Source organism: Terrabacter aeriphilus (assembly GCF_039542985.1).
In the GTDB taxonomy this organism is placed as follows: domain Bacteria; phylum Actinomycetota; class Actinomycetes; order Actinomycetales; family Dermatophilaceae; genus Terrabacter; species Terrabacter aeriphilus.
This window is the reverse complement of sequence record NZ_BAABIW010000014.1, coordinates 90,526-114,780: the sequence shown is the minus strand read 5'-3', so window position 1 is coordinate 114,780 and position 24,255 is coordinate 90,526. Positions and strand designations below refer to the sequence as shown.

Genomic DNA, 24,255 nt, shown 5'->3' with positions numbered 1-24,255 from the left:
GATCACCCGCGGAGGGGGAGTCGCCGACGCCCGGCCCGCCCCTAGCGTGACGGCATGAGGACCCGCCGGATCGCGTCGGCCGCGCTCGTGCTCGGGTGCGCCGTCACCCTCACCGCGTGCACGTCGCAGCCCGACCCCACCCAGGCCCGGATCACCAACCCGGCCCGCGGCACGAGCGTCAACGCCGAGGCCGGCGCGATCCGGCTCCTCGCCACCCGCATCGACGCCCCCGCCGACCGCAATCTGCTGGGCGGCACCAACACGGGGCTCTTCACGACCCTGTCGAACGACGGCGACACCGCCGACCGCCTGCTCGCCGTGAGCACGGTCTACGCCACGCGCGTCGTGATGCGACAGGGCACCGACGGGCCGGAGACCCCGGTCGGGACCGACCTGCCCGGCAGTCGTCTATTCCGACCGGGAGGGCTGCGCGGAGGCCGCCCGCCGCCGCACCACCGACCCGGTGGATGATGGTGGCGTCCCGACGGGCGAGACGCGAGCGAGCCGCTCCGCCAACCTGTTGCACCGCCCAGTCGCACCACCCCAGCCGCACCACCGATGAGGAGCACGCCGTGACCCCGGAGCGCAGCCGGTTCCCGAGGTCGGTCTACGAGGCCGGCGACGACCCCGACCCGCGCTTCAGCCTCGCGAACGAGCGCACCTTCCTCGCCTGGATCCGCACGGCCCTCGCCTTCGTCGCGGCCGGCCTCGCCGTCGAGGCGCTGCAGGTGCCGGTCGCGGCGTGGCTGCGCGTCACGATCTCGGTCCTGCTCGTGCTCGCCGGGGTGGCGGCCACGGCCCAGGCCTGGATCTCCTGGGTGCGCACGGAGCGGGCGATGCGCCACCTCGCGCCGCTGCCGTCCTCCGGCCTCAAGCTGCCGATAGCCGTGATCCTCGGCATCGTCGCGATCGCCGTGCTCGTCGGGGTCCTCGGGTGACCTCCCCCGCCGACCCGGGCCTGCAGGCCGAGCGCACGTCGCTCGCGTGGCGGCGCACCGCGCTGTCGGTGGCGGTCGGCTCGCTCGTGGGCCTCCGGGTGCTCCCGGGTGAGCTGGGGGCGTACGGGTATGCCGTGTGCCTCCTCGGTCTCGGCTGGAGCATCGACCTCGCCGTCGTCGCGCGGCGTCGGCACCGGGACGCGAATCTCGTGCTACGACGGGTCGGTCACCGCGGCCCCGAGGGCGCCGTCATGGCCCGGGTGGCGCTGGCCACGGCCGTCACGGCGGTCGCCGCCCTCGTCGGCGTCCTCGTCATCGCCGGGCACTGAGCCACCCACCCTCCGCCTCACCCGGTGCGGGTGACGTGGCCGCCACCCGACCCGCGCGAGCATGGAGCCCCGTCGAGGAGGTGAGCGCATGAGCAGAGCCGTGCGACCGGTCGGTCCGGTCGACATCGCCGTCATCGGTTTCACCGGTGACCTGCGTGGCACCGGTGTCGCGGCCGCCGTGGCGCGCGCCGTGGCCGAGGGCGTCGTGCGGGTGCTCGACGTGCTCGTCGTGCGCAAGGACGACACCGGCGCCGTGACGATGCTCGACGCCGAGACGACCGAGGGCGTCGAGGAGCTGCTCGGGTTCCCGGCCGACCTGCCCGACATGGTGGGCGAGGACGACGCCCTCGCCATCGCCGCCGAGATGGCGCCCGGCTCGTCGGTGGTCGTCGTCGTCTGGGAGAACGTCTGGGCGGCCCACATCGCGGCCGCCGTGCAGGCGTCCGGCGGCCAGCTGCTCACGCTCGAGCGCATCCCGGCCGAGGACGTGCGAGAGGCGCTCGAGTCGATCAGCGGGTGAGCACCCCACCGCTCCCGCACGGAGCCGACCAGCCGGACGTGCCGATGACCCATCGTCGGGTGTCGCCGTGAACGGCGTCTGGGGCGCGCTGCTGCCGCTCGTCGTGGGCAGCGCCGTCGTCCCCATCCAGGTCGTCGTCGTGCTCCTGCTCCTCCAGGGCGGAGGACGGGTGCCCGCCCTCGCCTGGGTGGCGGGCGTCTCGACCGTCCGGCTGCTGCAGGGGCTCGTCTTCGGCGTCGTGCTTCGCCCCGAGACCCCGACCACGAGCGCGCCCGGACCCGACGCGGCGTCGCCGTTCACGGCCTCGCTCCTGCTCGTGCTGGGCGTCCTGCTCCTCGTCATGGCCGGGCGCAAGGCGCTCGACCAACCCGACGAGGACGCCCCACCCCCGCGGTGGCTCGAGGCCACCGCCTCGATGCGCCCGGGCAGGGCCTACCTGTTCGGCGCGCTGAGCATGGTCGTCGGGGCGAAGTTCTGGGTCTTCACGCTGGGAGCCGTCGCGGCCATCCACGACGCCGCGCTGCCGACCGCGACGGGAGTGCTGACGTTCGTGCTCTTCGTGGTGCTGGCCCAGACGCTGCAGGTGGCCGCCCTCGTCGTGGCCTTCGTCGCGCCACGCCGGGCCGACGACGTCCTCGGGCCGGCGGCCGGCTGGCTGACGCGGCACAACCGGCCGCTCGTGATCGGGGTCGGGCTCGTCTTCGGGGCGTGGTTCGCGGTCAAGGGGCTCACGGGCCTCGGACTGGTCTGACCCGGCGGTCGGGGGTCCGCGCGCCGGGCTCGGCGGGCGCGTGCCCGCGGCTCGACGGGGGCGACCGCTCCCGACGCGGCGCCATGGAGTCCCCCTCGCGGCGGGTCCCGCCGGGGGCCGCCCCGCTCCCGCGCCCGGCGCCGGGAGCCCGCCGTCGTCCGGGAGGCCCCGGCGTCGGGCTTGGTGTGGCGCGCGGCCCGTCCGCGCGGACGATCTCCGCGAACTGCGCGTCGAGCAGGTCGGGGTCACCCAGGACGATCTCGAGGAACGCCTCGTCCACGTCGGTCTGCCGGGTCGACCCGGCATACGTCATCGGCTCGGTCATCGCACTCGCCTCAGGCGGTGATGGTCGCCCGGCCCTCGCCCGGCTGGGCGATCTCGATGCGCCTCGGCTTGGCCCGCTCGGCCACGGGGATCGCGAGGCTCAGCACGCCGGCGTCGTAGCTCGCCTCGATGCGCTCGGTGTCGAGGCTGTCGCCGAGCACGAGCTGGCGACTGAAGACGCCGCGCGGGCGTTCGGCGGCGATGAGCTCGGCGTCGCTCGCGCGTGCGCGGCGTTCGGCCTTGACCGTGACGACGTTGCGCTCCACGTCGAGGTCGATCGACCCCGGGTCGACGCCCGGCAGGTCGAGCTCGACGTGGAAGGTGTCGCCGTCGCGCCACGCGTCCATCGGCATGGCCGAGGGGCGGGCGAGGGTGCCGTTGCCGCCGATGGCCAGCTGGGCCAGGCGGTCGAGGTCACGGAAGGACTCTCGGATCGGGTCGGTGCGCATCAGCATCGTTGTCACCTCCATCGCGTCCAGATGCTCCGGTGTGGCCACGATCGCGTCTGTCGATCTGTGGCATGCGCTGTAGATTTTGTGTAGCACGACTGGCACACTGTGCGCAAGAGCCCGACACCACCGGGCGGAGGAGGCACGGATGGCGGGCGACGACCACGCGACCGCGCCCGACCCCGCGCGCGGCGTCTACGGCATCACGGTCGCCGCGGAGCTGGTCGGCATGGAGGTGCAGAGCCTCCGGCTCTACGAGGCCCGAGGCCTGCTGACGCCGCACCGCACCCCCGGCGGCACGCGCCGCTACAGTGCCGACGACCTCACCCGGCTGCGCCGCATCGGCGCCCTGCTCGCCGACGGCGTCAACCTGGCCGGCATCCGGATGCTGCTCGAGCTCCAGGAGGAGAACCGGGCGCTGCGGGCCCGCGTCGCCGCCCTGCGCGTCGGGGGACGCCACTGACCGAGCTGCGCGGCTGAACCCGGCCAGCGGCTCACTGCGCCAGTACCCACCGAGGGCAGTCACATTCACCATCGCTCGAGGCAGCCCGTCATGGGCTACTCCTCGGAACGCCGATCTCGTGATCGCCACTCCGTACTGCCTGCGCCACCGCGTGCAGCTTGACGTTGCCGTCCTGCGACAGACGCCGGAGGTAGGCGAACGCCGCGTCCGCCGTGAGGGCGTGACGTTCCATGAGGATGCCGACGGCCTGCCCGATCTCCTGGCGGGTCACCAGAGCCTGCTCGAGCTGCTCGGCCTGCTGCGCCGTCGCGACCGTGACCGCGAGGTGGTCCGCCACCGCGGCGACGAGCTCCACGACGGCCTCCGGGACATCGTCCGACGCGGACGACGCGAGGGTCAGCACACCGACCACCCGTCCGCGCCAGGCGAGCCTGACGGCGACGAGGGTCCGCACCCCCAGGGCCTCCGCGCACGCGGCCACGCCCGGCCACCGCGCCTCGTCGTCCGCGCACCCCAACCGCAGGACCGCCCGCCGTCGGTCACCACGCAGCACGGCTGCGGCCGGGCCCCGACCGGTCGTGAACTGCTCGTCGAACGCGGGCGGGACCTCGCTCGTGGCCGTGAGCAGTCGCACGCCCCCGCCGCGTCGGACGACGTGGACGCAGAGGTGCGAGGCGTCGCGGACCACCCGCGTCGTCGCGGCGAGCACCCCCCCGACGACGGAGGCGACGTCGTCGACGGCGCTCTGCGGGCGGGAGGCAGGTGTCTCGGCGAACGAACGGGAGCCGTCGAGCCCGATGGGCTCGCGCAGTGCCGGGGACGGCGCCCGCACGGAAAGCGGCGCAACAGGGTAGATGACATCGACGTCCGGCGACACTGCGAGAGCAGGGGTCGGTGGACGGGGAGAGGTGCGAGACAAGGGAACCCCTTGCGGGCGCGGCTTCCCTCGTCGGTTGAAGGTGCCTGCGCGCCGCGCGACCCGTTCGGGGCCCCGCGGCCCGTGCCCGCGATCAAGAGAACCAACGTACACCGGCGCTCCGACAGTCGGCCCGGACAGGCTCGTCCGGCGTCACGACACCGCGTGCGGGTCCGGCTGCTCGCGCTCAACGGCAGCTCGCGCTCACCGGCTGCTCGGGGTCAACGGCCGCTCGGGGTCAGGCGCTGCAGCACCTCCGCCGCCGCGAGGACGACGTCGCGGGCGAGGTAGCCGCCACCGCGTTGCTCGAGCAGGGCGCCCGCCCGGGCGTGCAGCCACGCGCCCCAGGCGCCCGCCTGCTCCGGTGGGGCACCGCGCGCCATCAGCCCGGTCACGACTCCTGCCTTGACGTCGCCCGACCCCGCCGTGGCCAGAGCCGACGGCCCCGAGTCGCAGCACCACGCCCTCCCGTCCGGGGCGGCCACGTGCAGCTCGCCCGTCCCGCTGAGCACGCTGGCACCGGTCCTGTCCGCGGCGTCCCGGCAGGCGGCGAGCGGGTCCTGCTCGACCTCGTCCTCGCCGCGCCCCAGCATGACGGCGAGCTCGGTGGCGTTCGGGGTGAGCACCGCGCGACCGGCCAGGTGGGAGAGACCGCGCAGGTTGTCGGTGAGGAAGGCCGTCCCGAGCGCGTCGACGACCACGGACGTGTCGAGGCCGGGGACGACCTGCGACACGAAGAGGTTCGCCGTCGACGGGTTGCCGAGGCCCGGCCCGATGAGCACGACGTCGACGGCGTCGGCTAGCTCGAGCACCCGCTCGGCGCCGGACACCGAGAGCTCACCGGCCGGGGTCACGGGCAGGCCCTCGACGTAGGCCTCCGGCAGGGCGACCGCCAGCGCGCCGGCGGTGTCTCGGGCGGTCGCGACCTGGACCTTGCCCGCTCCCACGCGCAGGGCGGCCTCCGCCGCCAGCAGCACCGCCCCGGGGGTCTGCCTGGCGCCGCCGACGACGAGCACGGTGCCCCTCTGCGACTTGTCGCCGTCGGCTGCGGGCAACGGCCAGGAACCGAGCAGCTCCGGGTCGATCCGGATCGTGGGGTGGGCCGTCATCGCGCGCCCTCGCGCCGCCCCGGCTCGGAGTCCGGCTCCTCGCGGGTCGCCTCGGCCTCGGAGTCGTCGAGGTGGCCGACGTCGGCGAAGGAGAGGAGGGCCAGCCCGCCGTCGCCCTGCCGCCGGTAGCGCGTCAGCGAGCAGTTGGGCAGCGGCTCGTCCCGGTCGAGCGCGAGGACCGTCTGCTCGTCGAGGCCCTCGAGGGCGAGCCGGAAGCTCATGATGACCGCCTGGTGCGTGAAGACCCACACCCGACGACCCGCGTGCCGCTGGGCCAGGTCTGCGAGCACGTGACGCACCCGGAGCGCCACGTCCGTCCAGCTCTCACCCCCGGGCGGACGGTAGTAGAACTTGCCGAGACGCTCGCGCCGTTCCGCCTCCTCGGGGTGGCTCTCACGGATGCCCAGGCCGGTCAGGCCGTCGAAGACGCCGAGGTCGCGCTCCCGCAGCCGCTCGTCGGTGACCGGGTCGAGGCCGATCGCCTCCCCGACCGTGCGGGCCGTCATCGCGGCCCGCACGTAGGGGGAGCTGAACACGACGTCGGGGTGGGCGCCGGGACCCTTCAGGACGTGCCGGGCGAGGGCTGCCGCCTGCTCACGACCCCGCGGCGAGAGCGGCGTGTCGGGGTCGCGCGTGTCGAGCCGCAGCCGGCGCGACTCACGCCGGTGCGCCTCCGTGTCGGCCAGGTTGCCCACACTCTCGCCGTGGCGCACGAGCACGAGCTCGCTCACCTGGTCGACCATCGCGCTCTCCTCCACCGCCGCCACCCCGTTCGTTCCGTTCGCTCCGTTCGACCGTCACCTCGACCCCGCGAGTGCCCTAGCGCGTGCTGCCGGGACGCCCGCCGACGATCGCGTCGTGGCCCGAGGCGCGCTCGAGGTGCTGACGACCGAGCACCAGGCCGAGCGCGATCATGCCCAGCCCGAGGAGCAGGTGCAGCCAGTCGTCGGCCGGGTTGACCGGCACGAAGTTGGCCGACGAGTCCTTGTCGATGACGAGCCCGTAGACCCAGAGCACGAGGTAGACCACGCCACCGCCGACGAGGTAGCCGCGAGACGCCTTCCACGACCTGGCGGCCGCGATGCCGACCACGCCGAAGAGGAGGTGGACGACGTTGTGCAGGATCGACACCTGGAAGATGCCGAGCAGCTTCGCCTCCGAGTGGTGCCCGGCGAAGGTGAGGTCGCCGAAGTTCGACGTCACACCCGGGATGAAGCCGGCCACGCCGACGAGCAGGAACACGGCGCCGACGAGCATGGCGGCCTTCTGGAGGGCGGTGCGTCGGTTCGGATGGGTTCCGGTGGTGTTGTGGTCCATGGGAACACCTTTCGTTGCTGGGGTGGTGGGAGCAGCGGGACTCAGGAGGTCGACGTGCCCGACACCGACTGCGCCGAGTCGGCGGCACTCTGCTGCACGTCGGAGGCAGCCTGCCGGGCGTCCGACTTGACGTCCTCGACCGCCGACGTGGCCGTCTCCTTGACGGACTGGACGGCCTCATGCGCCGGCTCCTTGAGGTGCTGGGCCGATTCGCTCGCGGCATCCTTGACGACCGACTGCGCCTCGGAGAGAACGGGTTCCGCCTTCTCCTTGACCGCCTGCGACATGGAGCGCTCCTTCTCGGAGGCGGGCAGGAGCGACCCGACGAGCCAGCCGGCACCGAGCGCGATCAGCCCGGCCGCCAAGGGGTTGCCCGCGGCCTTGCGCTGCACGGCGTGGCCGGCCTGCGACGCCGTGGAGCCCACATCCTGCATCACGCCGGACGCGGTGTCGCCGGTGTCCGAGGCGCTGCCCATGACGCGGTCACGCACCGAGGCGGCGCGGCCCTTGAGCCGGTCGGCCTGGCGGGCCGCCACGTGACTCGGGCTCACGGACTCGCCGAGAGCGTTGACGTCGCGGCTCAGCTCGGCCCGCGTGCGCTCGATGTCGGCGCGGATCGCCTCCGGGTCGTCGGACGCCGGTCGGTCGATGGTGGAGTGGTCGGTGCTGGAGTAGTCGGTGGTCATCGTGTCTCCTCGTTTCCCTTGAGTGCGTGGGGAACTCGCGCGGCGGTCTCTGCCGTGCGCGGTAGTCCCTGGATCTGTTGCGTGGTGCGGCGTCCGACGGCGGCGAGCACGCCGGCCACGACGCCCCAGACGGCCATGACGATCACCGCGGCCCATGCACGGCTGTCGAGCGCGCTCGCGAGCCATTCCCACACGGCGAGCGAGAGGAAGAGCAGCGCCATCCAGCCGGCGACGGCCGCCCCGCCGAACATGCCGGCGGCCTTGCCCGCTCGAGACGTCGTCTGCTTGAGCTCTGCCTTGGCGAGCTCGACCTCCTGCCTCAGGAGAGTGCTGAGTCCCTGACTGATGTCGCCCACGAGATCGCCGATCGAGGCGTGCTCGGCCTTCTCGTGGGAACTCTCGCGGTCAGGGCGCGCCGCCGTCACGAAGTCCTCGTCGCCCCCCTCGGTGGGGACGGCTGCCGACACCGGTGGCACGGTCGTGACGGCCGGGTCGGCGGCGGCGTACGGACCGGCGGCGCCAGGGGCGTCGGGCCTGGTGCTCATCAGACCGCCGCCCCGCGCGTGCCGTCGGCAGCGTCGTCGTCCGAACCGCCCGCGAGGCTACGGGTCATCCGCCCCCCGACCACGCCGACGACGGCGGCGCCGATGAGGAACGCGCCGGGACGCCGACGCGCGAACGAGCGCAGCTCGTCGAGCATGTCTCCCGGCTCACGGTTCTCGATCCAGTCGGCCGCCGACCCGGCCCGCTCGGCGATCTGCCCCGCGGCCTCGCCGGCCAGCCCCTGCTGTTCTGACCGCGAGGCCATCTGGCGCAGCTCGTCGGCGAGACCGCGCAGGCCCTCGGCCGCTCGCTGACCCTGCGACGACGCCTGGTCGTCGAGCTCGCCGCGCAGCTGCCCGAAGAGCGACTGCAGCTGCGAGGTCGCCTCGGACACGACGTCGCGCGCTCCTGAGGTCGCCGTCCCGGCGACGGCGCGCCCGCTCTCGGCCGCATCGGCCGCGACGGAGCCGGCCTCGTTCTTGACCGTCTCCGCCGTGCCGCTGGAGCCGCTGTCGGCCTGCCCGTTCCCCGACTGCACGTTGCCGGTCATGCCGTCGGTGCCGTGCGACAACGACCCCTCGACTCCCGCGGTCGCGTTCTCGATCCGGTCGCGCGAGACGTCGGAGGTGTGCGTCGGCGTCGCGCCGAGGTCATCCGACACCGTTGTGTCATATGGACGTTCAGTCATCGTCGTTCCTTCCGTGGCCGGAGCACGGGGCGAGCCACCTGCTCGAGCCGCCCGTGCGTCCTGTGTGGTCGTGGTCCCTCGGTACCCACCGGCCGGAGGTCCATGCAGGGATTCGGACATGGGTCGGATTCGCCGGGAGCGGGTATGTGGGTCGTCCGTGCGTGGCCGTCCTGGCGCGCACGCCCGTACGGGCCGGTCCTGCGGCGCTGACCGTCCGGGTCCAGTCGGCGCGTGAGCCAGCCGGCGGAGTGTGCCGCAACCCGGAAGCGACGCCCGCCGTAGCGCATGCCGCCCTTCAGGCGGCTTCCCAGCGCGATCCACACGCACACCCCACGCTCGAGCACCCACACGGGGGCCCACAGGGGCACGCTCGGGGGCACTCGGTCGGTGCCGACCCGGCACCGCCCGCGGTGCGCGACGGCCACGGCGGCGCCCAGGACCAGCGCGAGCGCACGAGGACGGGCGCGTGCGACGGCGCCCAGTGCGGGGAGGATCGCGAGCTCCACGACGAGGCGCTGCGGCTGCGCCAGGTCGTCGTACGCCTGCCGGACCCGTTGCGACCAGAACATGGAGGGCGTGGGGGCGCGCCTCGACACCGTGACCCCGTCGAGTGCCACGGCGCGGCCCCCGAGGGCCTGCACCGTCCGCCACAGCTCGAGGTTCTCGAAGAGCACCTCCGCGCTCCATCCGCCGCAGGCGAGGACCGTCGAACGACGGACCGCGAAGGTGCCCGGCCAGTCGGTGGCGATCGCGACGTTGACGAGGCTGCGGGCACCGTCCCACCTCGCCTGCCAGGGCCAGGCGTCGTAGACGTTCACGGGTCGCACCAGGTCCGCGTCCGCGAGCGCCCGAATCATCGTCGCGAGGGAGTCCGGCGTGTGGCGCACGTCGTCGTCCGCGAGCACCACCAGCTCGTGCCGGGCCGCGCGGATGCCGGTCACGGCGCCGACGACCTTGCCGTTCGTGGCCCGCGCCGCCGCCGCGGGCCACGCCTCCGGCGCGAGGATCCGCGCGTACGCCCCCCACGCCTCCTCGTGCCGTCGCCGCTCCCCGGCGGGGCTCCCGTCCACGACGGTGACGTGGCGCACGGCATGTCGGAGGGCCGCGAGATAGCGTCCCATCTCGTCGATGCGGTAGACCTCCCCCGGACCTCCGCACCACTTCACCGGGATCACCACCTCGGCGTCCAACCGAGCCTGTCGCAGTCCTGCCGTGCTCACGTCGCGGACGTTCCCCGCGCAACCTGCGCCGAAACGTCTGTGTGACAGATGGATCCGCGGGTACTGCTCCCGCATGACCTCTACTCACGACACGTCGGCCGTGCGACCACCGGCAGCGGTCCGCCTCGTCGAACGACTGGTCGAGGGCCGGCCGACCTGGGACCGGCTCGCCGACCGGCTCGACCCGACTGCTCGGGCTGCGCGCGGCGAGGGTGCCTGGCGGCGGCTCGTGACCGGGGAGGTGCTCGGTCACGCCGCGCATCCCTTCCTCACCGACCTGCCGATCGGCTTCTTCACCTCCGCGGCCGTGCTCGACCTCGCCGGCGGGACGTCGGCTCGCGCCGCCGCACGTCGACTGGTCGGAGCGGGGCTGGCAACGGCACCTGCCGCCGCTCTCACCGGTCTTGCCGAGTACGCGGCGCTGGACAGGCGTCCGCGTCGGGTCGGCGCCGCGCATGCGCTGCTGAACGGTGCGTCGGTGGGCCTCTACGCCGCGTCCTGGGTCGTCCGGCCGCGGAACCACGGACTCGGCGTCGGTCTCGGGATGACCGGGCTGGCCGTGAGCGGCCTGTCGGCCTACCTCGGTGGACACCTCGCCATCGGCGAGAAGGTGGGCACGACGACCGGCTGAACGCCGAGGGTTCGGGTACTGGGACCGCACCAACGACAAGGAGATCGCTGTGGAAGAACCACGGACACCCCCGACCGTCGCCGAGCCGGAGGTGGCGCACGAGCCGTTCCCGCCGCAGCCCGACCAGGCCGCTCCCGAGGTCGTCACTGCGACAGGCAAGCCCACGGGTGCCCCCGGCACGGCGCGCGCCCAGTCGGGCGCCTTCCTCACGACGAGCACGGGCGCTCGGCTGCACGACACGGACCACTCGCTCAAGGCCGGCGACCGAGGGCCGACCCTCCTGCAGGACCACCACCTGCGCGAGAAGATCACGCACTTCGACCACGAGCGCATCCCGGAGCGCGTGGTGCACGCCCGGGGCACCGGAGCGCACGGCGTCTTCCGCTCCTACGGCACCGCCGCCGGCGTGACGGCCGCGGGGTTCCTCGCCGACGGGGTCGAGACCCCGGTCTTCGTGCGGTTCTCCACGGTGCTCGGCTCTCGGGGCTCGGCCGACACCGTGCGCGACACCCGTGGCTTCGCCGTGAAGTTCTACACCGACGAGGGCACCTTCGACCTCGTCGGCAACAACATCCCGGTGTTCTTCATCCAGGACGGCATCAAGTTCCCCGACGTGGTGCACGCGGCCAAGCCGCACCCCGATCGCGAGATCCCCCAGGCCCAGTCGGCGCACGACACGTTCTGGGACTTCGTCTCGCTCCACACGGAGGCCCAGCACCACACGATGTGGAACATGTCCGACCGGGGCATCCAGGCCTCCTACCGGACCATGGAGGGCTTCGGCGTCCACACGTTCCGCCTCGTCGACGACGATGGCGGCACCACCCTGGTGAAGTTCCACTGGAAGCCGAAGGCGGGCGTGCACTCGCTCGTGTGGGAGGAGGCGCAGCTCGCGGCGGGCGGCGACCCGGACTTCCACCGGCGCGACCTCGCCGACGCCATCGAGGCGGGGCACCTGCCCGAGTGGGAGCTCGGCATCCAGACGTTCCCCGACACCCCCGAGCAGACCTTCGAGGGCATCGACCTGCTCGACCCGACCAAGCTGGTGCCCGAGGAGCTCGCACCCGTCCAGGCGATCGGGCTGCTCACGCTCACGGCCAACCCGACGAACTTCTTCGCGGAGACCGAGCAGGTGGCCTTCCACGTCGGCAACCTCGTGCGCGGCATCGACGTCACCAACGACCCGCTGCTGCAGGCCCGGCTGTTCTCCTACGTCGACACCCAGCTGACCAGACTCGGCGGGCCCAACTTCAACCAGATCCCGGTCAACCGGGCGCAGGCCCCGGTCAACGACATGCTGCGCGACGGCTACCACCAGCACGCCGTGCACAGCGGGGTCGCCCCCTACCGCCCGAACTCGCTCGACGGCGGCTGCCCCTTCCACGCCGGGGCGCAGGACCGGCCCTTCGTCGAGGTGCCGGCCGTCGTCGAGGAGAGCACGAAGGTGCGGGCCCAGGCCCGGTCGTTCGACGACCACTACACGCAGACGCGGCTCTTCTACCGGTCGATGAGCGCGGTCGAGATGGACCACATCAAGGGTGCGTACGCCTTCGAGCTGGCCAAGTGCTACGAGCAGGCCGTCAAGGAGCGCCAGCTGCAGTGCCTCGCGAACATCGACGAGGACCTGTGCGCCGCGGTGTCCGACGCGTTGGGACTGCCCGCCCCGGATCCGACGATCGCGCTCGAGGACGTCGAGCCGAGCGCCGCGCTGTCACAGGTCGGACGCACCTTCCCCGCCGAGGGACGCAAGGTCGGCGTCGTCGTCGACAGCCGGACCGACCCCGGCGCCGCGGCCGCGGTCGTCGCGGGCATCGAGGCGTTCTCGATGGTGCCGTTCCTCATCGCCCCGCGCGGTGGCACGGTCGGCGAGCTGCCGGTCGACCGCACGTATGCCACCTGCCGGTCGTTCGAGTACGACGCCCTCGTCGTGCTCGGCGCCGCCGTCGGGGACGACGCCGTCGCCGGGCTCGACGCCCGTGCCGGGCAGCCCACGACGGCCGACGCCACGGATCGGGCCGGCGCGGCGGGCGCATCGACGGACCCCCGGATCGTCGTGGTCGCCGCCGAGATGTGGCGCCACGGCAAGGCCCTGGCCGCCCTCGGGGACCTCGGCGCGGCCGCGCTCGGTGCCGCCGGCATCCCGACCGACGGAGCGGGGGTCGTGACCGGGGCCGAGGCCGCCGACCCGGCAGACGTGCTCGGCGACGTCACCGAGCTGCTGACGCTCCACCGGGTCTGGGAGCGCTTCGCCCCGGCGAGCGCCTGACCGGTTCGGGCCGGGGGCGCGCCGAAGGGTCAGTGCGACAGCCCGTCCAGGCGCCCTGCGGCCACCTCGCGGCCCAGGGCGCCCGGCCCGTCCACGACCATCACGGCCCCGGCATCCCGCAGCTCGGCCTCACTGAAGCCGCCGGTGCGCAGGCCGACGCAGGGCATGCCGGCGGCCTCCGCGGCTCGCGCGTCCCAGATCGAGTCGCCGACCATGACCCCGGCGGAACCGCCGACCCGCGACAGTGCGACCTGGAGGAGGTCGGCAGCAGGCTTGCTCTCGTCCGCGTCGTCGGCGCTCGTCCACGCGTCGGCGATCGAGCGGCCGTCGAAGAGGTCGAGGAAGGTCTCGACGTGCTGCTGCTTGCCCGAGCTGGCGAGCACGAGGTGGTGGCCGCGCTCCTTGACCGACTCGAGCAGCGCACGCGTGCCCTCGAACGGCCTCACCTCGTGGATGAGCCGGTCGAACTCGCGGGTCCACTCCTCGCGCAGGGCCTCGCCCAGACGCGCCTCCACCTCGTCGTCCGCGACGTGGGCCACGAGCTTGTCGCCACCCATGCCGATCGCGCGGTGGATGCGCCATCCCGGCGGCGTGAGGTCGTGCGCCGCGAACGCCCGCATCCACGCGATGGTGTGGTGGTAGTTGCTGTCGACGAGCGTGCCGTCGACGTCGAGGATCACGGTGTCGGTCATGCGGCAGACGTACCCAGCCGACGGAGTGCGGCTCGGCGCGGGTCAGGTCGCGCGCCGTGGACGGGCGGGGCGAGTTCGGGTACGGGGCTAGGGTTGACCCGAGTGAACATCCTCGGCGCAGGTGCTGCGGCCCGCGCCGACGCCACCCACCGGCAGGTGGCGCAACCGACCGGAGGCCCCTCATGACGACGTCGACCAGCGAGCAGGCACCTGACCTGTTGCTCCGCGTGGCACAGGACTTCGCCCGCCTCGGCGAGGCGCTGTCCGGTTCGCCGCTCCAGAGCCCCTTCGAGGCCGTGACGCGCCTGGCCGCCGAGCGCGTCTCCAGCGCCACGACCGCCAGCATCACGACCCTCTCGCGCGGCACCTTCGCCACGGCCGCGGCCAACGACGACACCGCGCGCCGCGCGGACGCCATCCAGTACGACCTCGGGTCGGGGCCGTGCATCGACGCCATCGTCGACGACACCATCTACCAGCCCAAGGACCTGCGCCACGACGACCGCTGGCCGGAGTACGGGCGCCGGGTCGCCGACGAGCTCGGCCTGCACAGCATGCTCTCCTTCCGCATGAACCTCGAGGGCAGCGGCCTCATCGCCGGCCTCAACCTGTACGCCACCGAGCCGGATGCCTTCACCGACCGCGACGTGGCCGAGGGCCTGCTCCTCACCACCCACGCCGCCCAGGCCGTCGCGGCCGCCCACCTGCGCGAGCGCACGAAGAACCTCGAGAGGGCGCTGAGCTCGAACCGCGACATCGGCACCGCCGTGGGGGTGCTCGTGGCCCAGCACAAGGTCACCCGCGACCAGGCCTTCGACCTGCTGCGGATCGCGAGCCAGAACACGAACCGCAAGCTGCACGACGTCGCCCTCGACGTCATCGACACCGGCACCGTCGACGTCACCCCGCACAGTCGCGACTGACCCCCGACGCCGGATGCCGTGTGGCGGCCGGGTGCGCCGGCGGCCGGGCGACGGGCGCCCGGCCGCGGCGGTGGAGCCGGCTCAGCGACCGTGCGCCGCCAGGGCGAGCCACGTGTCGACGACGGTGTCGGGGTTGAGCGACATCGACTCGATGCCCTGGTCGAGCAGCCACTCGGCGAGGTCGGCGTGGTCCGAGGGCCCCTGGCCGCAGATGCCGACGTACTTGCCGCGCGCCCGGCACGCCTCGATGGCGAGGGCGAGCATCTTCTTGACCGCGGGGTCGCGCTCGTCGAAGCTGCCGGCCACGAGCGAGGAGTCGCGGTCGACGCCCAGCGTCAGCTGCGTCATGTCGTTCGAGCCGATGGAGAAGCCGTCGAAGTGGTCGAGGAAGGCGTCGGCGTTGACCGCGTTGCTCGGGATCTCGCACATCATGACGACCTGCAGGTCGTTCTCCCCGCGCCGCAGCCCGTGCGACGCGAGCAGGGCGATGACGCCCTCGGCCTCGGCGACGGTGCGCACGAAGGGGATCATGATCTTGACGTTGGTCAGCCCCATCTCGTCGCGCACGAGCCGCAGGGCCTCGCACTCCATGGCGAAGCACTCGGCGAAGTCGGCCGACAGGTAGCGCGCCGCGCCCCGGTAGCCGATCATCGGGTTCTCCTCGTGGGGCTCGTAGCGCTCCCCACCGAGCAGGCCGGCGTACTCGTTGCTCTTGAAGTCCGACATGCGCACGATGACCGGCTCGGGGGCGAACGCCGCGGCGAGCATCGAGACGCCCTCGGCCACGCGCTTGACGAAGAAGTCGCGCGGGCTGTCATACGCCGCGATGTGGGCCTCGATCTCGGCCTTGATGCCCGGCTCCTGGTCGTCGAGCTCGAGCAGCGCGCGCGGGTGGATCCCGATCTGCCGGTTGATGATGAACTCGAGCCGGGCGAGCCCGACGCCCTTGTTGGGCAGCCGCGAGAACTCGAAGGCCTGCTCCGGGGTGCCGACGTTCATCATGATCTTGACGGGCAGCTCGGGCATGTCGTCGAGCTCGGTCTCGCTGACGGAGAAGTCCCGCAGACCGTCGTAGACGAACCCGGTGTCGCCCTCGGCGCACGAGACGGTCACCTCCTGCCCGGCCACGAGGTCGCGGGTCGCGTGGCCCGTGCCGACGACGGCGGGGATGCCGAGCTCGCGCGCGATGATGGCGGCGTGGCAGGTGCGCCCGCCGCGGTTGGTCACGATCGCACTGGCGCGCTTCATGATCGGCTCCCAGTCGGGGTCGGTCATGTCGGCCACGAGCACCTCGCCGGCCTGGAAGTCGTGCATCGACTCGGGGGTGCCGAGCACGCGAACGGCGCCCGCACCGATCTTCTGCCCGATCGCGCGGCCCTCGACGAGCACCGGACCCCGTTCGTCCATCCGGAAGCGCCGCAGGGTGTTGCCGGTCTGGCGCGACTTGACCGTCTCGGGCCGCGCCTGCAGGACGTAGAGCAGCCCGTCGACACCGTCCTTGCCCCACTCGATGTCCATCGGGCGCCCGTAGTGCTCCTCGATGCGCAGGGCGTGCTGCGCGAGCTCGGTCACCTCGGCGTCGTTCAGGCTCAAGCGAACCCGGTCCTCCGGTGCGACGTCGACGAAGTCGATCGAGCGGCCCACCTCGGAGTCGTCGGTGTAGACCATCTTCGTCGCCTTGCCGCCGACGCCACGCTTGAGGATGGCCGGGCGGCCGGCACGCAGTGCCGGCTTGTAGACGTAGAACTCGTCGGGGTTGACGGCGCCCTGCACGACCGCCTCGCCGAGCCCGTAGCTGCTCGTGACGAACACGGCGTCGGAGAAGCCGGACTCCGTGTCGATGGTGAACATGACACCGGACGAGCCGATGTCGGAGCGGACCATGCGCTGCACGCCCGCGGACAGCGCGACAACGTCGTGCTCGAAGTTGCTGTGCACGCGGTAGGAGATGGCGCGGTCGTTGTAGAGCGAGGCGTAGACCCGCTTGATCGCGAGCAGGATGTTGTCGATGCCCCGGACGTTGAGGAACGTCTCCTGCTGCCCGGCGAAGCTCGCGTCGGGCAGGTCCTCGGCCGTCGCGCTCGAGCGCACCGCCCAGCTGACCTCCTCGCCGCTCTCGCCGACGAGCCGGTCGTATGCCGTGCGGATGTCGGTCTCGAGGTCGGCGGGGAACGGCTGCTCCTCGACGGCCCGGCGGATGTCGGCGCCCGCCGCGGCGAGCGCACGGGTGTCCTCGACGTCGAGCTCGGCCAGCGTGGCGCTGATCCGCCCGGCGAGGCCCTCGTGGGCGAGGAACCGGCGGTAGGCGTCCGCGGTCGTGGCGAAGCCGTCCGGCACCCGGACCCCGGCCTTCGAGAGGTGCTGGATCATCTCGCCGAGCGAGGCGTTCTTGCCGCCGACGCGCTCGACGTCGTGCAGGCCGAGCTCTGCGAACCAGGCGACGTTGGTGTCCTGGTCTCCGGCGACGCTGCCGGGGTGGGTGCCGTTCACGGCGGTCCTTTCGTCTGTTCGGCGCTCAGCCGAGGTTGGGCAGGCGACTGCTCTGCATGATGACGGCGGCCATCTCCTCCACGGACATGGACGCGGAGTTGATCGAGGGGATGCGGTGCGCCCGGTAGAGCGCTTCGGCGCGCCGCAGCTCGAAGCTGCACTGGGCAAGGCTGGCATAGACCGATCCGGGCCGGCGCTCGCCCCTCACCTGGCTGAGACGGGCGGCCGTCGACAGCAGCCCGAAGCACTTGTCGCCGAGCGTGCGCAACGGGCGCGGGAGGTCGCCCGTGTCGAAGTCCTCCTCGACGAGCGGGTAGTTGGCGACCTTGAGCCCGTGCTGGAGGGCGAGGTACATCGACGTGGGCGTCTTGCCGCAGCGCGACGGCGCGACGAGGACGAGGTCGGCCTGCTCGAGGTTGCGCAGGCTCGCGCCGTCGTCGTGCTCCATCGCGAACTCGATGGCCTTCATCCGCCGGTCGTAGCGCCGGGCGTCACCGACGCCGTGCAGCGCGGGCGCCGTGTGCGTCGCGTTCGTGTGCAGCACCCGCTCGACCGTGTCGAGGTGCGATCCGAAGAGGTCGATGAAGGCGCACTGGGTGCGCTGCAGCTCCTGCCGGATCGACTCGTCCGACACGGTCGAGAAGACGAGCGCCGTGACCGAGTCGGTCATGGCCGCGTCGAGCTGCCCCACGACGTCGCGGGCCTGCTCGACCGTCGTGATGAAGGGGATCTTGCGCCGCCGGAACTGCAGGCTCGGGAACTGGGCGAGCATGAGGTTGCCCAGGGTCTCGGCCGAGATGCCGGTGCCGCCCGCGAGGAAGAAGACCGGGGTGACGCCGTCACCGGAGACGGCACCGGCCTCCTCGACCCCACCGCTCGTGCTCGCCGTGGAAGTCACGCGGCACCCCCTGCGTGCCCCGGCGAGTGCCCGTCCGTCGCCGAGACGAGCACGACGACGAGCGTCCGGGGCCCGTGCACGCCCTCGACCCTCTGCAGCTCGATGTCGCTCGTCGCGCTCGGCCCGCTGATCCACGTCAACGGTCGGGCGCCGGTGGGGTCGGGGCGCAGCCGGGCGACGGCGTCCGGCACGTCGGGCACGACCTCGTCGTCGTGCACGACGCAGACGTGGGTGTCGGGCACGAGCGTCAGCTCGCGCCGGCCCTGGCCCGGTGAGTGGTCGAGCACGATCGTCCCGGTGAGGGCGATGCCGACCGTGGCCCCCGTGACCACGGCGTCGACGCCGTCGAGCTCGACGTGGCTCGGGGCCTGAGCCTCCCTGACGACCGACACGTCGCCGCCGAGCCCCTGCAACCACGCGTCGTCGAGGCCGGTCGGCACGACGACCGAGCGGCAGCCGGCGTCGCGCAGCGCTCCCGCGACGACCGCGCCGACCTCGCCCGGGCGGGCGTGCAGCACGGTGGCGCGGTAGTCGGCGACGCGCTCGACGAAGAGCGGCAGCCGACCGGAGCCGGAGTCACCCGCCTCGACGACCGGGAGCCTTTCTGCGGCAAGGCTTCCCGAAGGCGCCGGGGTTGCGGGCTCGGTCGTCACGTCGGCCACGGCCGAGCGCACCCGGGCCAGGATCTCGTCGCGGGCGCTCACGGCGCGTCCCCCTCGGTCTCGTGCGTGCGGACCCACCACTGGCGGAAGGTCTCCTTGGGCGGGGTGGGCAGGTCGCGGGCGTTGGTCCACGCGCCGAGGCCCGGCACCGAGCGGACCGTGCGGTTGCCGAGCAGCCGCCCGGCGGTCGTCGCCGCCTTCTGCGCCCCGGCGAGGCGCTTGGGGTCCGAGAGCACCCACGCCGCGGCCTTGATCGCCGCCGACTCGGCGGTGGGCCCCGACGCGTCGACGACCTTCCCGCGCAGCTCGACGAGCAGCTCGGGGATGTCGATGCGCACCGGGCAGGCGTCGAAGCACGCGCCGCAGAGGCTCGAGGCGTAGGGCAGCGACTTGTCGACGTCGCTCGCGGTGCCACGCAGCTGCGGGTTGAGCACCGCGCCGATGGGGCCGGGGTAGACCGAGCCGTACGCGTGGCCACCCGTACGCTCGTAGACCGGGCACACGTTGAGGCACGCCGAGCAGCGGATGCAGCGCAGCGCCTGGCGCCCGAGCCGGTCGGCGAGGACGTGGCTGCGACCGTTGTCGACGAGCACGACGTGCACCTCCTGCGGTCCGTCCCCAGCATGCACCCCCGACCACATCGTCGTGTAGGGGTTCATCCGCTCCCCCGTGCTCGACCGGGGCAGCAGCTGGAGCATCGGCCCGAGGTCGTCCCACGTCGGCAGCACCTTCTCGATGCCGACGACGGAGATGAGGGTCTCGGGCAGGGTCAGGCACATCCGGCCGTTGCCCTCCGACTCGACGACGACGAGCGTGCCCGTCTCGGCGACGGCGAAGTTCGCGCCCGAGATGCCCACCTTGGCGCGGAGGAACTTCTCGCGCAGGTGCAGCCGGGCCGCCTCGGCGAGGCGGGCCGGGTCGTCGGTGAGGTCGTCGGGTGCCGGTCGCCCGACAGCGCCCATCTCGCGGCTGAAGATCTCGCGGATCTCGCTGCGGTTCCGGTGGATCGCCGGCACGAGGATGTGGCTCGGCCGGTCGTGCCCGAGCTGCACGATGAGCTCGGCGAGGTCGGTCTCCCAGGCGCTGATGCCTGCCGCCTCCAGGGCCTCGTTGAGCTCGATCTCCTGCGTGGCCATCGACTTGACCTTGACGACCTCGTCGACCTCCTTGGCGCGCACGAGGCCGACGATGATGCGGTTGGCCTCCTCCGCGTCGCGTGCCCAGTGCACCGTCGCGCCGGCGCGGGTCAGGCTGTCCTCGAGCTGCTCGAGGTAGTGCGCGAGGTGCGTCAGCGCCTCGTCCTTGGCGGCCGCACCGGCGACCCGGAGCGCCTCCCACTCGGGCAGCTCGGCCACGACCTCGGCCCGCTTCGCGCGGATGGTGTGGGTCGCGTGCGCCAGGTTGCGCCGCTGCTGCGTGTTGGCGAGCGCCTCCTTCGCCGCGGTGGGGAACTTCGGCATGCCGACGAACGTGGCGGAGGTGCGCTGGACCGGCTGACCGGGAGCGGCCACGGCGCCGCCCTCGGCCCCGGTGGTCGTGGTGCTCATGCCGGCTCCTGCTCGGTCGAGGCGAGGATCTCGGCGAGGTGCAGCTGGCGCACGCCGGAGCGCTGCCGCCCGAGGATCCCACCGATGTGGGCCAGGCACGAGTTGTCGCCCGCGACGAGCACCTCGGCGCCGGTCTCGACGACGTGGCGGGCCTTGTCGGAGCCCATGGCGATCGACACGTCGGCGTTCTTCATCGCGAAGGTGCCGCCGAAGCCGCAGCACTCCTCGGCGCCGGGCAGCTCGACGAGGTCGATGCCGCGCACGGCCCGGAGCAGCTGGAGCGGGCGGTCACCGACGCGCAGCAGGCGCAGCGAGTGGCAGGTGGGGTGGTAGGTGACGCGGTGCGGGAAGTAGGCACCCACGTCGGTGACCCCGAGCACGTCGACGAGGAACTCCGACAGCTCGTGCACCCGTGGCCCGAGCTCGCCCACCGCGTCCACGAGGTCGGCGTCCCCGGTCGGCTCCGCGATCATCGGGTGCTGCGTGCGCACCGAGCCCACGCACGAGCCGGAGGGCGCGACGACGGCGTCGTAGTCACCGAAGACGTCGACGAAGCGACGCACGAGCGGCACGGCCTGCCCGGCATACCCCGTGTTGGTGAGCATCTGCCCGCAGCACGTCTGTGCGAGCGGGAACTCGACGCGCACCCCGAGGCGCTCGAGGAGACGGACCGTGGCGCGGGGCGTGCCCGGCCACATCGTGTCGTTGAAGCACGTCGCGAAGAGCGCGACCCGGAGGTCCGCACGGGGGCGGGACGACGTCGTCATGGCAACATCCAACCAAGAACGGTGGACTGCAGCCCGACGAGCACGCAGACGGCCGCGATGAGACCGATGCTCCAGGGCAGCACCCGCCTCAGGATGTCGGACTCGCGCCCGAGCAGGCCGACCGCGGTCGCGGCGATCGTGAGGTTCTGCGGGCTGATCATCTTGCCGACGACGCCACCGGAGGTGTTCGCCGCGACGAGGAGCGTGGGATCGATGCCGGCGTTCGACGCGGCGGTCTGCTGGAGCGTCGCGAAGAGCGCGTTGGCACTCGTGTCGGAGCCGGTGACGGCCGTGCCGATCCAGCCGAGCACGGGCGAGAAGAACGCGAACGCGGCGCCGGCCCCGGCGATCCACGTGCCGATCGTGATCGTCTGCCCGGAGAGGTTCATGACGTAGGCGAGGGCGAGCACCGAGGCGACCGTGAGGAACGCGAAGCGCATCTTGTGCGCCGTCGCCGCCATCTCGCGGCCCAGACCCTTCACGCCGATGCCGTAGACGAGGGCCACGACGAGGGCGCAGACGATGAGCATCGTGCCGGGGCCGCTCAGCCAGGGCAGCGTGTAGGTCGCCGACTTGTTCGGGGCGCCGCTCGCCGTCAGGACCTCCCCGGCCAGCCCGGGCCAGGGGATCTTGACGTCCGTCGTGGCCAGGAAGTCCTTGACGACCGGGACGAGCTTGGCGACCGAGAACACGGCGATGACGAGGACGTAGGGGAAGAGCGCCATCGTGATGCGGCGCGGGGTCAGCGCCCGGGCGCGGGCGTCGAGCTCGGCGATCGAGGTCGCGTGGTCGCCGACCATCCGGGCGGCCCGGGCCGCCGTGGCCGAGGAGCCGGCTGCGGCCGAGTCCTCCGGACCGCCGACGGGGGCGAGGTCGCGCTCCCGCTCGACGCCCAGCGTGTCGAGGGCGAGCTGGCGCCCCTGCGGCTTCCACACGCGCAGGAAGAGGACCGCCGCGGCGAGGCCGCCGAGCGAGGCGATGATGTCGGTCAGCTCCACCGAGACGTAGGTGGCCGAGAACCACTGGAGCACGGCGAAGGTGACGCCGACGACGACCGCGATCGGCCACGTCTGGCGCACGCCGCGGCGGCCGTCGGCCATGAGCACGAGCAGCAGCGGCACGAAGACGGCGACGAGCGGGGTCTGGTGCCCGACGTAGGCGCCGATCTCGGCGTACGGGATCTTCGTCAGCGCACCCGCGGTGATGATCGGCGTGCCGATGGCCCCGAAGGCGACGGGCGCCGTGTTGGCGAGCAGCACGACCGCCGCGGCTCGCAGCGGTGAGAAGCCGACCGCCATGAGCATGACGCCGGTGATGGCGACGGGTGCGCCGAAGCCGGCGAGCGCCTCGAGGAGGCCACCGAAGCAGAAGGCGATGATGATCGCCTGCACGCGCGGGTCGTCGGAGATGAGGTGGAAGGTCGCGCGGAGGTCCTCGAAGTGCCCCGAGGCGACGGTGACCTGGTAGAGCACGATGGCGGTGAAGACGATCCACATGATCGGGAAGAGGCCGAACGCGGCGCCCTCCGTCGCGGCGAGCCCGGCGAGGGCCGGCGGCATGCCGAAGCCGACGACCGCGACGACGAGCGCCACGGCGACGGCGCTGAGGCCGGCCCAGTGCGCCTTCCACCGGAGCAGGCCCAGGGTGACGAAGACGGTGGCGAGCGGCAGCGCCGCCACGAGGGCGGAGAGCCCCAGGCTGCCCGCGACGGGATCGAGCTCGGGGCGGAAGGCACCGGGCGCGAGCCCGGGCAGCCCCGGCAGGGCGGTCAGGGTGGAGAGGGCGGTCATGAGGGCCTCCTGGGCGGGGACACGGCGGTGGGTCTGCCTCGGACCTTCAATGGTCTGACCATTGAAGGTGGAGTTGACCGTACGGGTCCGCGCCGCCGGTCGTCAAGAGGTCTGACCATTCGGTTTCCTGCGCCGTGGGTCCCGCGGACGGCGCAGTGGCATGCTTGCGTCGTGCCCGCCGACACCCCGCTCCCCCACCCCTCGGGCCGCAAGGCCTTCGAGGTCGTGCTCGACTGGGTCGAGACGCGCATCCTCGCCGGCGAGCTGTCGGTCGGCGACGTGCTGCCCGCCGAGCGCGACCTCGCGCAGTCGCTCGAGGTGAGCCGCTCGGCCGTCCGCGAGGCCGTGCGCACCCTGCAGGCGATGGGGGTCGTGCGCTCGTCCGTCGGGGCCGGCAGCGCCGGCGGCACGACGATCACGGCCGTGCCCTCCCAGGCGCTGACCGAGCTGCTGCAGCTGCACGTCGCGCTCGCGAACTTCCCACTGCCCGACGTCATCGAGGTGCGAATCGCCCTGGAGCGGTTGAGCGTTCGTCTCTTCACGGCGAACGCGCCGCGCGAGGAGCTCAAGGGCCTGCGCGACATCCTCGACGTCATGGCCGACCCCGGGATCGACCGCCTCAGCTTCAACGACGCCGACACCGCCTTCCACGTGGCGCTGGCGACGGCGGCGGGCAACCGGCTCGCGGCGGACATGACCGTCGCGATCCGCGAGTCGATGCGCCTGCCGATCCTCGACCGCTTCCGGCACCTCGACGAGTGGGACGAGGTCGTCGTGCGCCTCCGGGCCGACCACGAGGCGATCTACGCGGCGGTCGAGCGCGGCGACGCCGACGAGGCCGAGCGGCTCGTCGAGACCCACATCCGCACGGCCTGGCGCGACCTCAACCGCTGATCGGGACCAAGGTCCCTGTCGGCCGGGGCCGGCGCCGCCGTACGGTCGCAGCGACGTCCCCGGCACCGGCCGGGCCAGGCCCGGCGGGCGCCGACCCCTCCCTGGACGCCACCCGCACGACCCCGGAGCGCCGCATGACGCCTGCCCAGACCCTGCCGGACCCCACCGCCCACCCGGACCCGACGGACCGCGACCACGTCGTCCCGCACGGGCCGTCGCTCGCCACGAGGAGCATCCGTGAGCTCATCGCCGACCTCGCGGCGACCGAGGAGGGCCTGCGCCACCTCCCCGCCCTCGTCCCGTTCGGCGGCCACCTCGTGAGCAACCCCGAGCGGCGCCTGCTGCTGCGCCACCAGCGGCTCGTCGTGGGCGCCCTGCGCAGCCGCCGCGCCGCCCTCCGGGGGCCGACCGCCACCGCCTGACCGGCCGCGCCCGGCCTCCC

General features: G+C 73.1%; 28 protein-coding genes. 11 read left to right on the top strand and 17 right to left on the bottom strand.

Translation table 11 applies throughout. The features are described from left to right. Nucleotides 1-54: 54 nt before the first annotated feature. The 5 genes from ABD979_RS09715 to ABD979_RS09695 all read left to right on the top strand — a co-directional run bounded on the left by ABD979_RS09715 (nt 55) and on the right by ABD979_RS09695 (nt 2,538). Nucleotides 55-471, top strand: a complete 417-nt coding sequence (locus ABD979_RS09715) for a copper chaperone PCu(A)C (protein WP_345507274.1) — start codon at nt 55-57, stop codon at nt 469-471. A 101-nt stretch (nt 472-572) separates the two neighbouring features. Further along, the gene (locus tag ABD979_RS09710) at nt 573-938 is read left to right on the top strand and encodes a YidH family protein (RefSeq protein WP_345507273.1); all 366 of its coding nucleotides are present in this window, start codon (nt 573-575) and stop codon (nt 936-938) included. After that, nucleotides 935-1,267 (top strand): DUF202 domain-containing protein, encoded by a 333-nt coding sequence (locus tag ABD979_RS09705; RefSeq protein WP_345507271.1) that lies wholly within the window; start codon nt 935-937, stop codon nt 1,265-1,267. Before ABD979_RS09710 ends, ABD979_RS09705 begins: the two co-directional genes overlap by 4 nt. Nucleotides 1,268-1,355: 88 nt before the next feature. Further along, nucleotides 1,356-1,787 (top strand): DUF6325 family protein, encoded by a 432-nt coding sequence (locus ABD979_RS09700; RefSeq protein ID WP_345507270.1) that lies wholly within the window; start codon nt 1,356-1,358, stop codon nt 1,785-1,787. Nucleotides 1,788-1,854: 67 nt separating this feature from the next. After that, nucleotides 1,855-2,538 carry a GAP family protein gene (locus ABD979_RS09695; protein ID WP_345507269.1) on the top strand — a complete coding sequence of 228 codons (684 nt, stop codon included), beginning with the start codon at nt 1,855-1,857 and terminating at the stop codon, nt 2,536-2,538. Here the strand turns inward: ABD979_RS09695 and ABD979_RS09690 are convergent. Both ABD979_RS09690 and ABD979_RS09685 read right to left on the bottom strand, forming a co-directional pair. Then, entirely contained in the window at nt 2,516-2,863 is a 348-nt protein-coding gene (locus ABD979_RS09690; RefSeq protein WP_345507268.1) for a hypothetical protein, read from the bottom strand. The genes ABD979_RS09695 and ABD979_RS09690 overlap by 23 nt on opposite strands. A 10-nt stretch (nt 2,864-2,873) precedes the next feature. Then, nucleotides 2,874-3,317 (bottom strand): Hsp20/alpha crystallin family protein, encoded by a 444-nt coding sequence (locus ABD979_RS09685; RefSeq protein WP_345507267.1) that lies wholly within the window; start codon nt 3,315-3,317, stop codon nt 2,874-2,876. Between the two features lie 142 nt (nt 3,318-3,459). On the opposite strand from ABD979_RS09685, the gene ABD979_RS09680 reads away from it, so the two are divergent. Beyond that, complete coding sequence (locus ABD979_RS09680; RefSeq protein WP_345507266.1) at nt 3,460-3,774, top strand: MerR family transcriptional regulator; 315 nt, start codon at nt 3,460-3,462, stop codon at nt 3,772-3,774. A gap of 88 nt (nt 3,775-3,862) precedes the next feature. Here the strand turns inward: ABD979_RS09680 and ABD979_RS09675 are convergent, their stop codons facing one another. The 8 genes from ABD979_RS09675 to ABD979_RS09640 form a co-directional block, all read right to left on the bottom strand. After that, entirely contained in the window at nt 3,863-4,606 is a 744-nt protein-coding gene (locus tag ABD979_RS09675; RefSeq protein ID WP_345507265.1) for an ANTAR domain-containing protein, read from the bottom strand. 305 nt (nt 4,607-4,911) lie between these two features. After that, complete coding sequence (locus tag ABD979_RS09670; protein ID WP_345507264.1) at nt 4,912-5,799, bottom strand: NAD(P)H-hydrate dehydratase; 888 nt, start codon at nt 5,797-5,799, stop codon at nt 4,912-4,914. After that, a complete protein-coding gene (locus tag ABD979_RS09665; RefSeq protein ID WP_345507263.1) occupies nt 5,796-6,542 on the bottom strand; it encodes a histidine phosphatase family protein in 747 nt (248 codons plus the stop codon). Before ABD979_RS09665 ends, ABD979_RS09670 begins: the two co-directional genes overlap by 4 nt. Nucleotides 6,543-6,618: 76 nt before the next feature. Continuing rightward, nucleotides 6,619-7,116, bottom strand: coding sequence for a DUF4383 domain-containing protein (locus tag ABD979_RS09660; protein WP_345507262.1), 498 nt, complete (start codon nt 7,114-7,116; stop codon nt 6,619-6,621). Nucleotides 7,117-7,157: 41 nt separating this feature from the next. Further along, complete coding sequence (locus tag ABD979_RS09655) at nt 7,158-7,802, bottom strand: DUF3618 domain-containing protein (protein WP_345507261.1); 645 nt, start codon at nt 7,800-7,802, stop codon at nt 7,158-7,160. Further along, nucleotides 7,799-8,347: a phage holin family protein gene (locus tag ABD979_RS09650; RefSeq protein WP_345507260.1), complete on the bottom strand. Its 549-nt coding sequence runs from the start codon at nt 8,345-8,347 to the stop codon at nt 7,799-7,801. Before ABD979_RS09650 ends, ABD979_RS09655 begins: the two co-directional genes overlap by 4 nt. Next, nucleotides 8,347-9,006, bottom strand: a complete 660-nt coding sequence (locus ABD979_RS09645; protein ID WP_345507259.1) for a hypothetical protein — start codon at nt 9,004-9,006, stop codon at nt 8,347-8,349. The genes ABD979_RS09650 and ABD979_RS09645 overlap by 1 nt, the downstream gene beginning before the upstream one ends. A 23-nt stretch (nt 9,007-9,029) precedes the next feature. Next, complete coding sequence (locus tag ABD979_RS09640) at nt 9,030-10,211, bottom strand: glycosyltransferase family 2 protein (RefSeq protein WP_345507258.1); 1,182 nt, start codon at nt 10,209-10,211, stop codon at nt 9,030-9,032. Between the two features lie 115 nt (nt 10,212-10,326). On the opposite strand from ABD979_RS09640, the gene ABD979_RS09635 reads away from it, so the two are divergent. Then, nucleotides 10,327-10,884 (top strand): DUF2231 domain-containing protein, encoded by a 558-nt coding sequence (locus ABD979_RS09635; protein WP_345507257.1) that lies wholly within the window; start codon nt 10,327-10,329, stop codon nt 10,882-10,884. Nucleotides 10,885-10,933: 49 nt separating this feature from the next. Continuing rightward, nucleotides 10,934-13,150: a catalase gene (locus ABD979_RS09630; RefSeq protein WP_345507256.1), complete on the top strand. Its 2,217-nt coding sequence runs from the start codon at nt 10,934-10,936 to the stop codon at nt 13,148-13,150. A 29-nt stretch (nt 13,151-13,179) separates the two neighbouring features. Here the strand turns inward: ABD979_RS09630 and ABD979_RS09625 are convergent, their stop codons facing one another. Then, nucleotides 13,180-13,842, bottom strand: a complete 663-nt coding sequence (locus ABD979_RS09625; protein WP_345507255.1) for an HAD family hydrolase — start codon at nt 13,840-13,842, stop codon at nt 13,180-13,182. Between the two features lie 182 nt (nt 13,843-14,024). Here ABD979_RS09625 and ABD979_RS09620 point away from each other — a divergent pair, with 182 nt between their 5' ends. After that, nucleotides 14,025-14,765 carry a GAF and ANTAR domain-containing protein gene (locus tag ABD979_RS09620; RefSeq protein ID WP_345507254.1) on the top strand — a complete coding sequence of 247 codons (741 nt, stop codon included), beginning with the start codon at nt 14,025-14,027 and terminating at the stop codon, nt 14,763-14,765. Between the two features lie 81 nt (nt 14,766-14,846). On the opposite strand, the gene ppsA is transcribed toward ABD979_RS09620, so the two are convergent. The 6 genes from ppsA to ABD979_RS09590 are packed head-to-tail and all read right to left on the bottom strand — an operon-like array spanning nt 14,847 to nt 22,919. Further along, complete coding sequence (gene ppsA / locus ABD979_RS09615; protein ID WP_345507253.1) at nt 14,847-17,255, bottom strand: phosphoenolpyruvate synthase; 2,409 nt, start codon at nt 17,253-17,255, stop codon at nt 14,847-14,849. 25 nt (nt 17,256-17,280) lie between these two features. Continuing rightward, nucleotides 17,281-18,153, bottom strand: coding sequence for a pyruvate, water dikinase regulatory protein (locus ABD979_RS09610; RefSeq protein WP_345507252.1), 873 nt, complete (start codon nt 18,151-18,153; stop codon nt 17,281-17,283). Next, nucleotides 18,150-18,857, bottom strand: a complete 708-nt coding sequence (locus ABD979_RS09605) for a LutC/YkgG family protein (protein ID WP_345507251.1) — start codon at nt 18,855-18,857, stop codon at nt 18,150-18,152. The genes ABD979_RS09610 and ABD979_RS09605 overlap by 4 nt, the downstream gene beginning before the upstream one ends. Beyond that, entirely contained in the window at nt 18,854-20,362 is a 1,509-nt protein-coding gene (locus ABD979_RS09600) for a LutB/LldF family L-lactate oxidation iron-sulfur protein (RefSeq protein WP_345507250.1), read from the bottom strand. The genes ABD979_RS09605 and ABD979_RS09600 overlap by 4 nt, the downstream gene beginning before the upstream one ends. Then, a complete protein-coding gene (locus tag ABD979_RS09595; RefSeq protein WP_345507249.1) occupies nt 20,359-21,129 on the bottom strand; it encodes a (Fe-S)-binding protein in 771 nt (256 codons plus the stop codon). Before ABD979_RS09595 ends, ABD979_RS09600 begins: the two co-directional genes overlap by 4 nt. Further along, the gene (locus ABD979_RS09590; protein ID WP_345507248.1) at nt 21,126-22,919 is read right to left on the bottom strand and encodes an L-lactate permease; all 1,794 of its coding nucleotides are present in this window, start codon (nt 22,917-22,919) and stop codon (nt 21,126-21,128) included. The genes ABD979_RS09595 and ABD979_RS09590 overlap by 4 nt, the downstream gene beginning before the upstream one ends. A 171-nt stretch (nt 22,920-23,090) precedes the next feature. Here ABD979_RS09590 and ABD979_RS09585 point away from each other — a divergent pair, with 171 nt between their 5' ends. After that, entirely contained in the window at nt 23,091-23,813 is a 723-nt protein-coding gene (locus tag ABD979_RS09585) for a FadR/GntR family transcriptional regulator (protein ID WP_345507247.1), read from the top strand. A gap of 134 nt (nt 23,814-23,947) precedes the next feature. Next, on the top strand, nt 23,948-24,235 hold the full coding sequence (locus ABD979_RS09580) for a hypothetical protein (protein ID WP_345507246.1): 288 nt from the start codon (nt 23,948-23,950) through the stop codon (nt 24,233-24,235). The last annotated feature ends 20 nt before the right edge of the window (nt 24,236-24,255 follow it).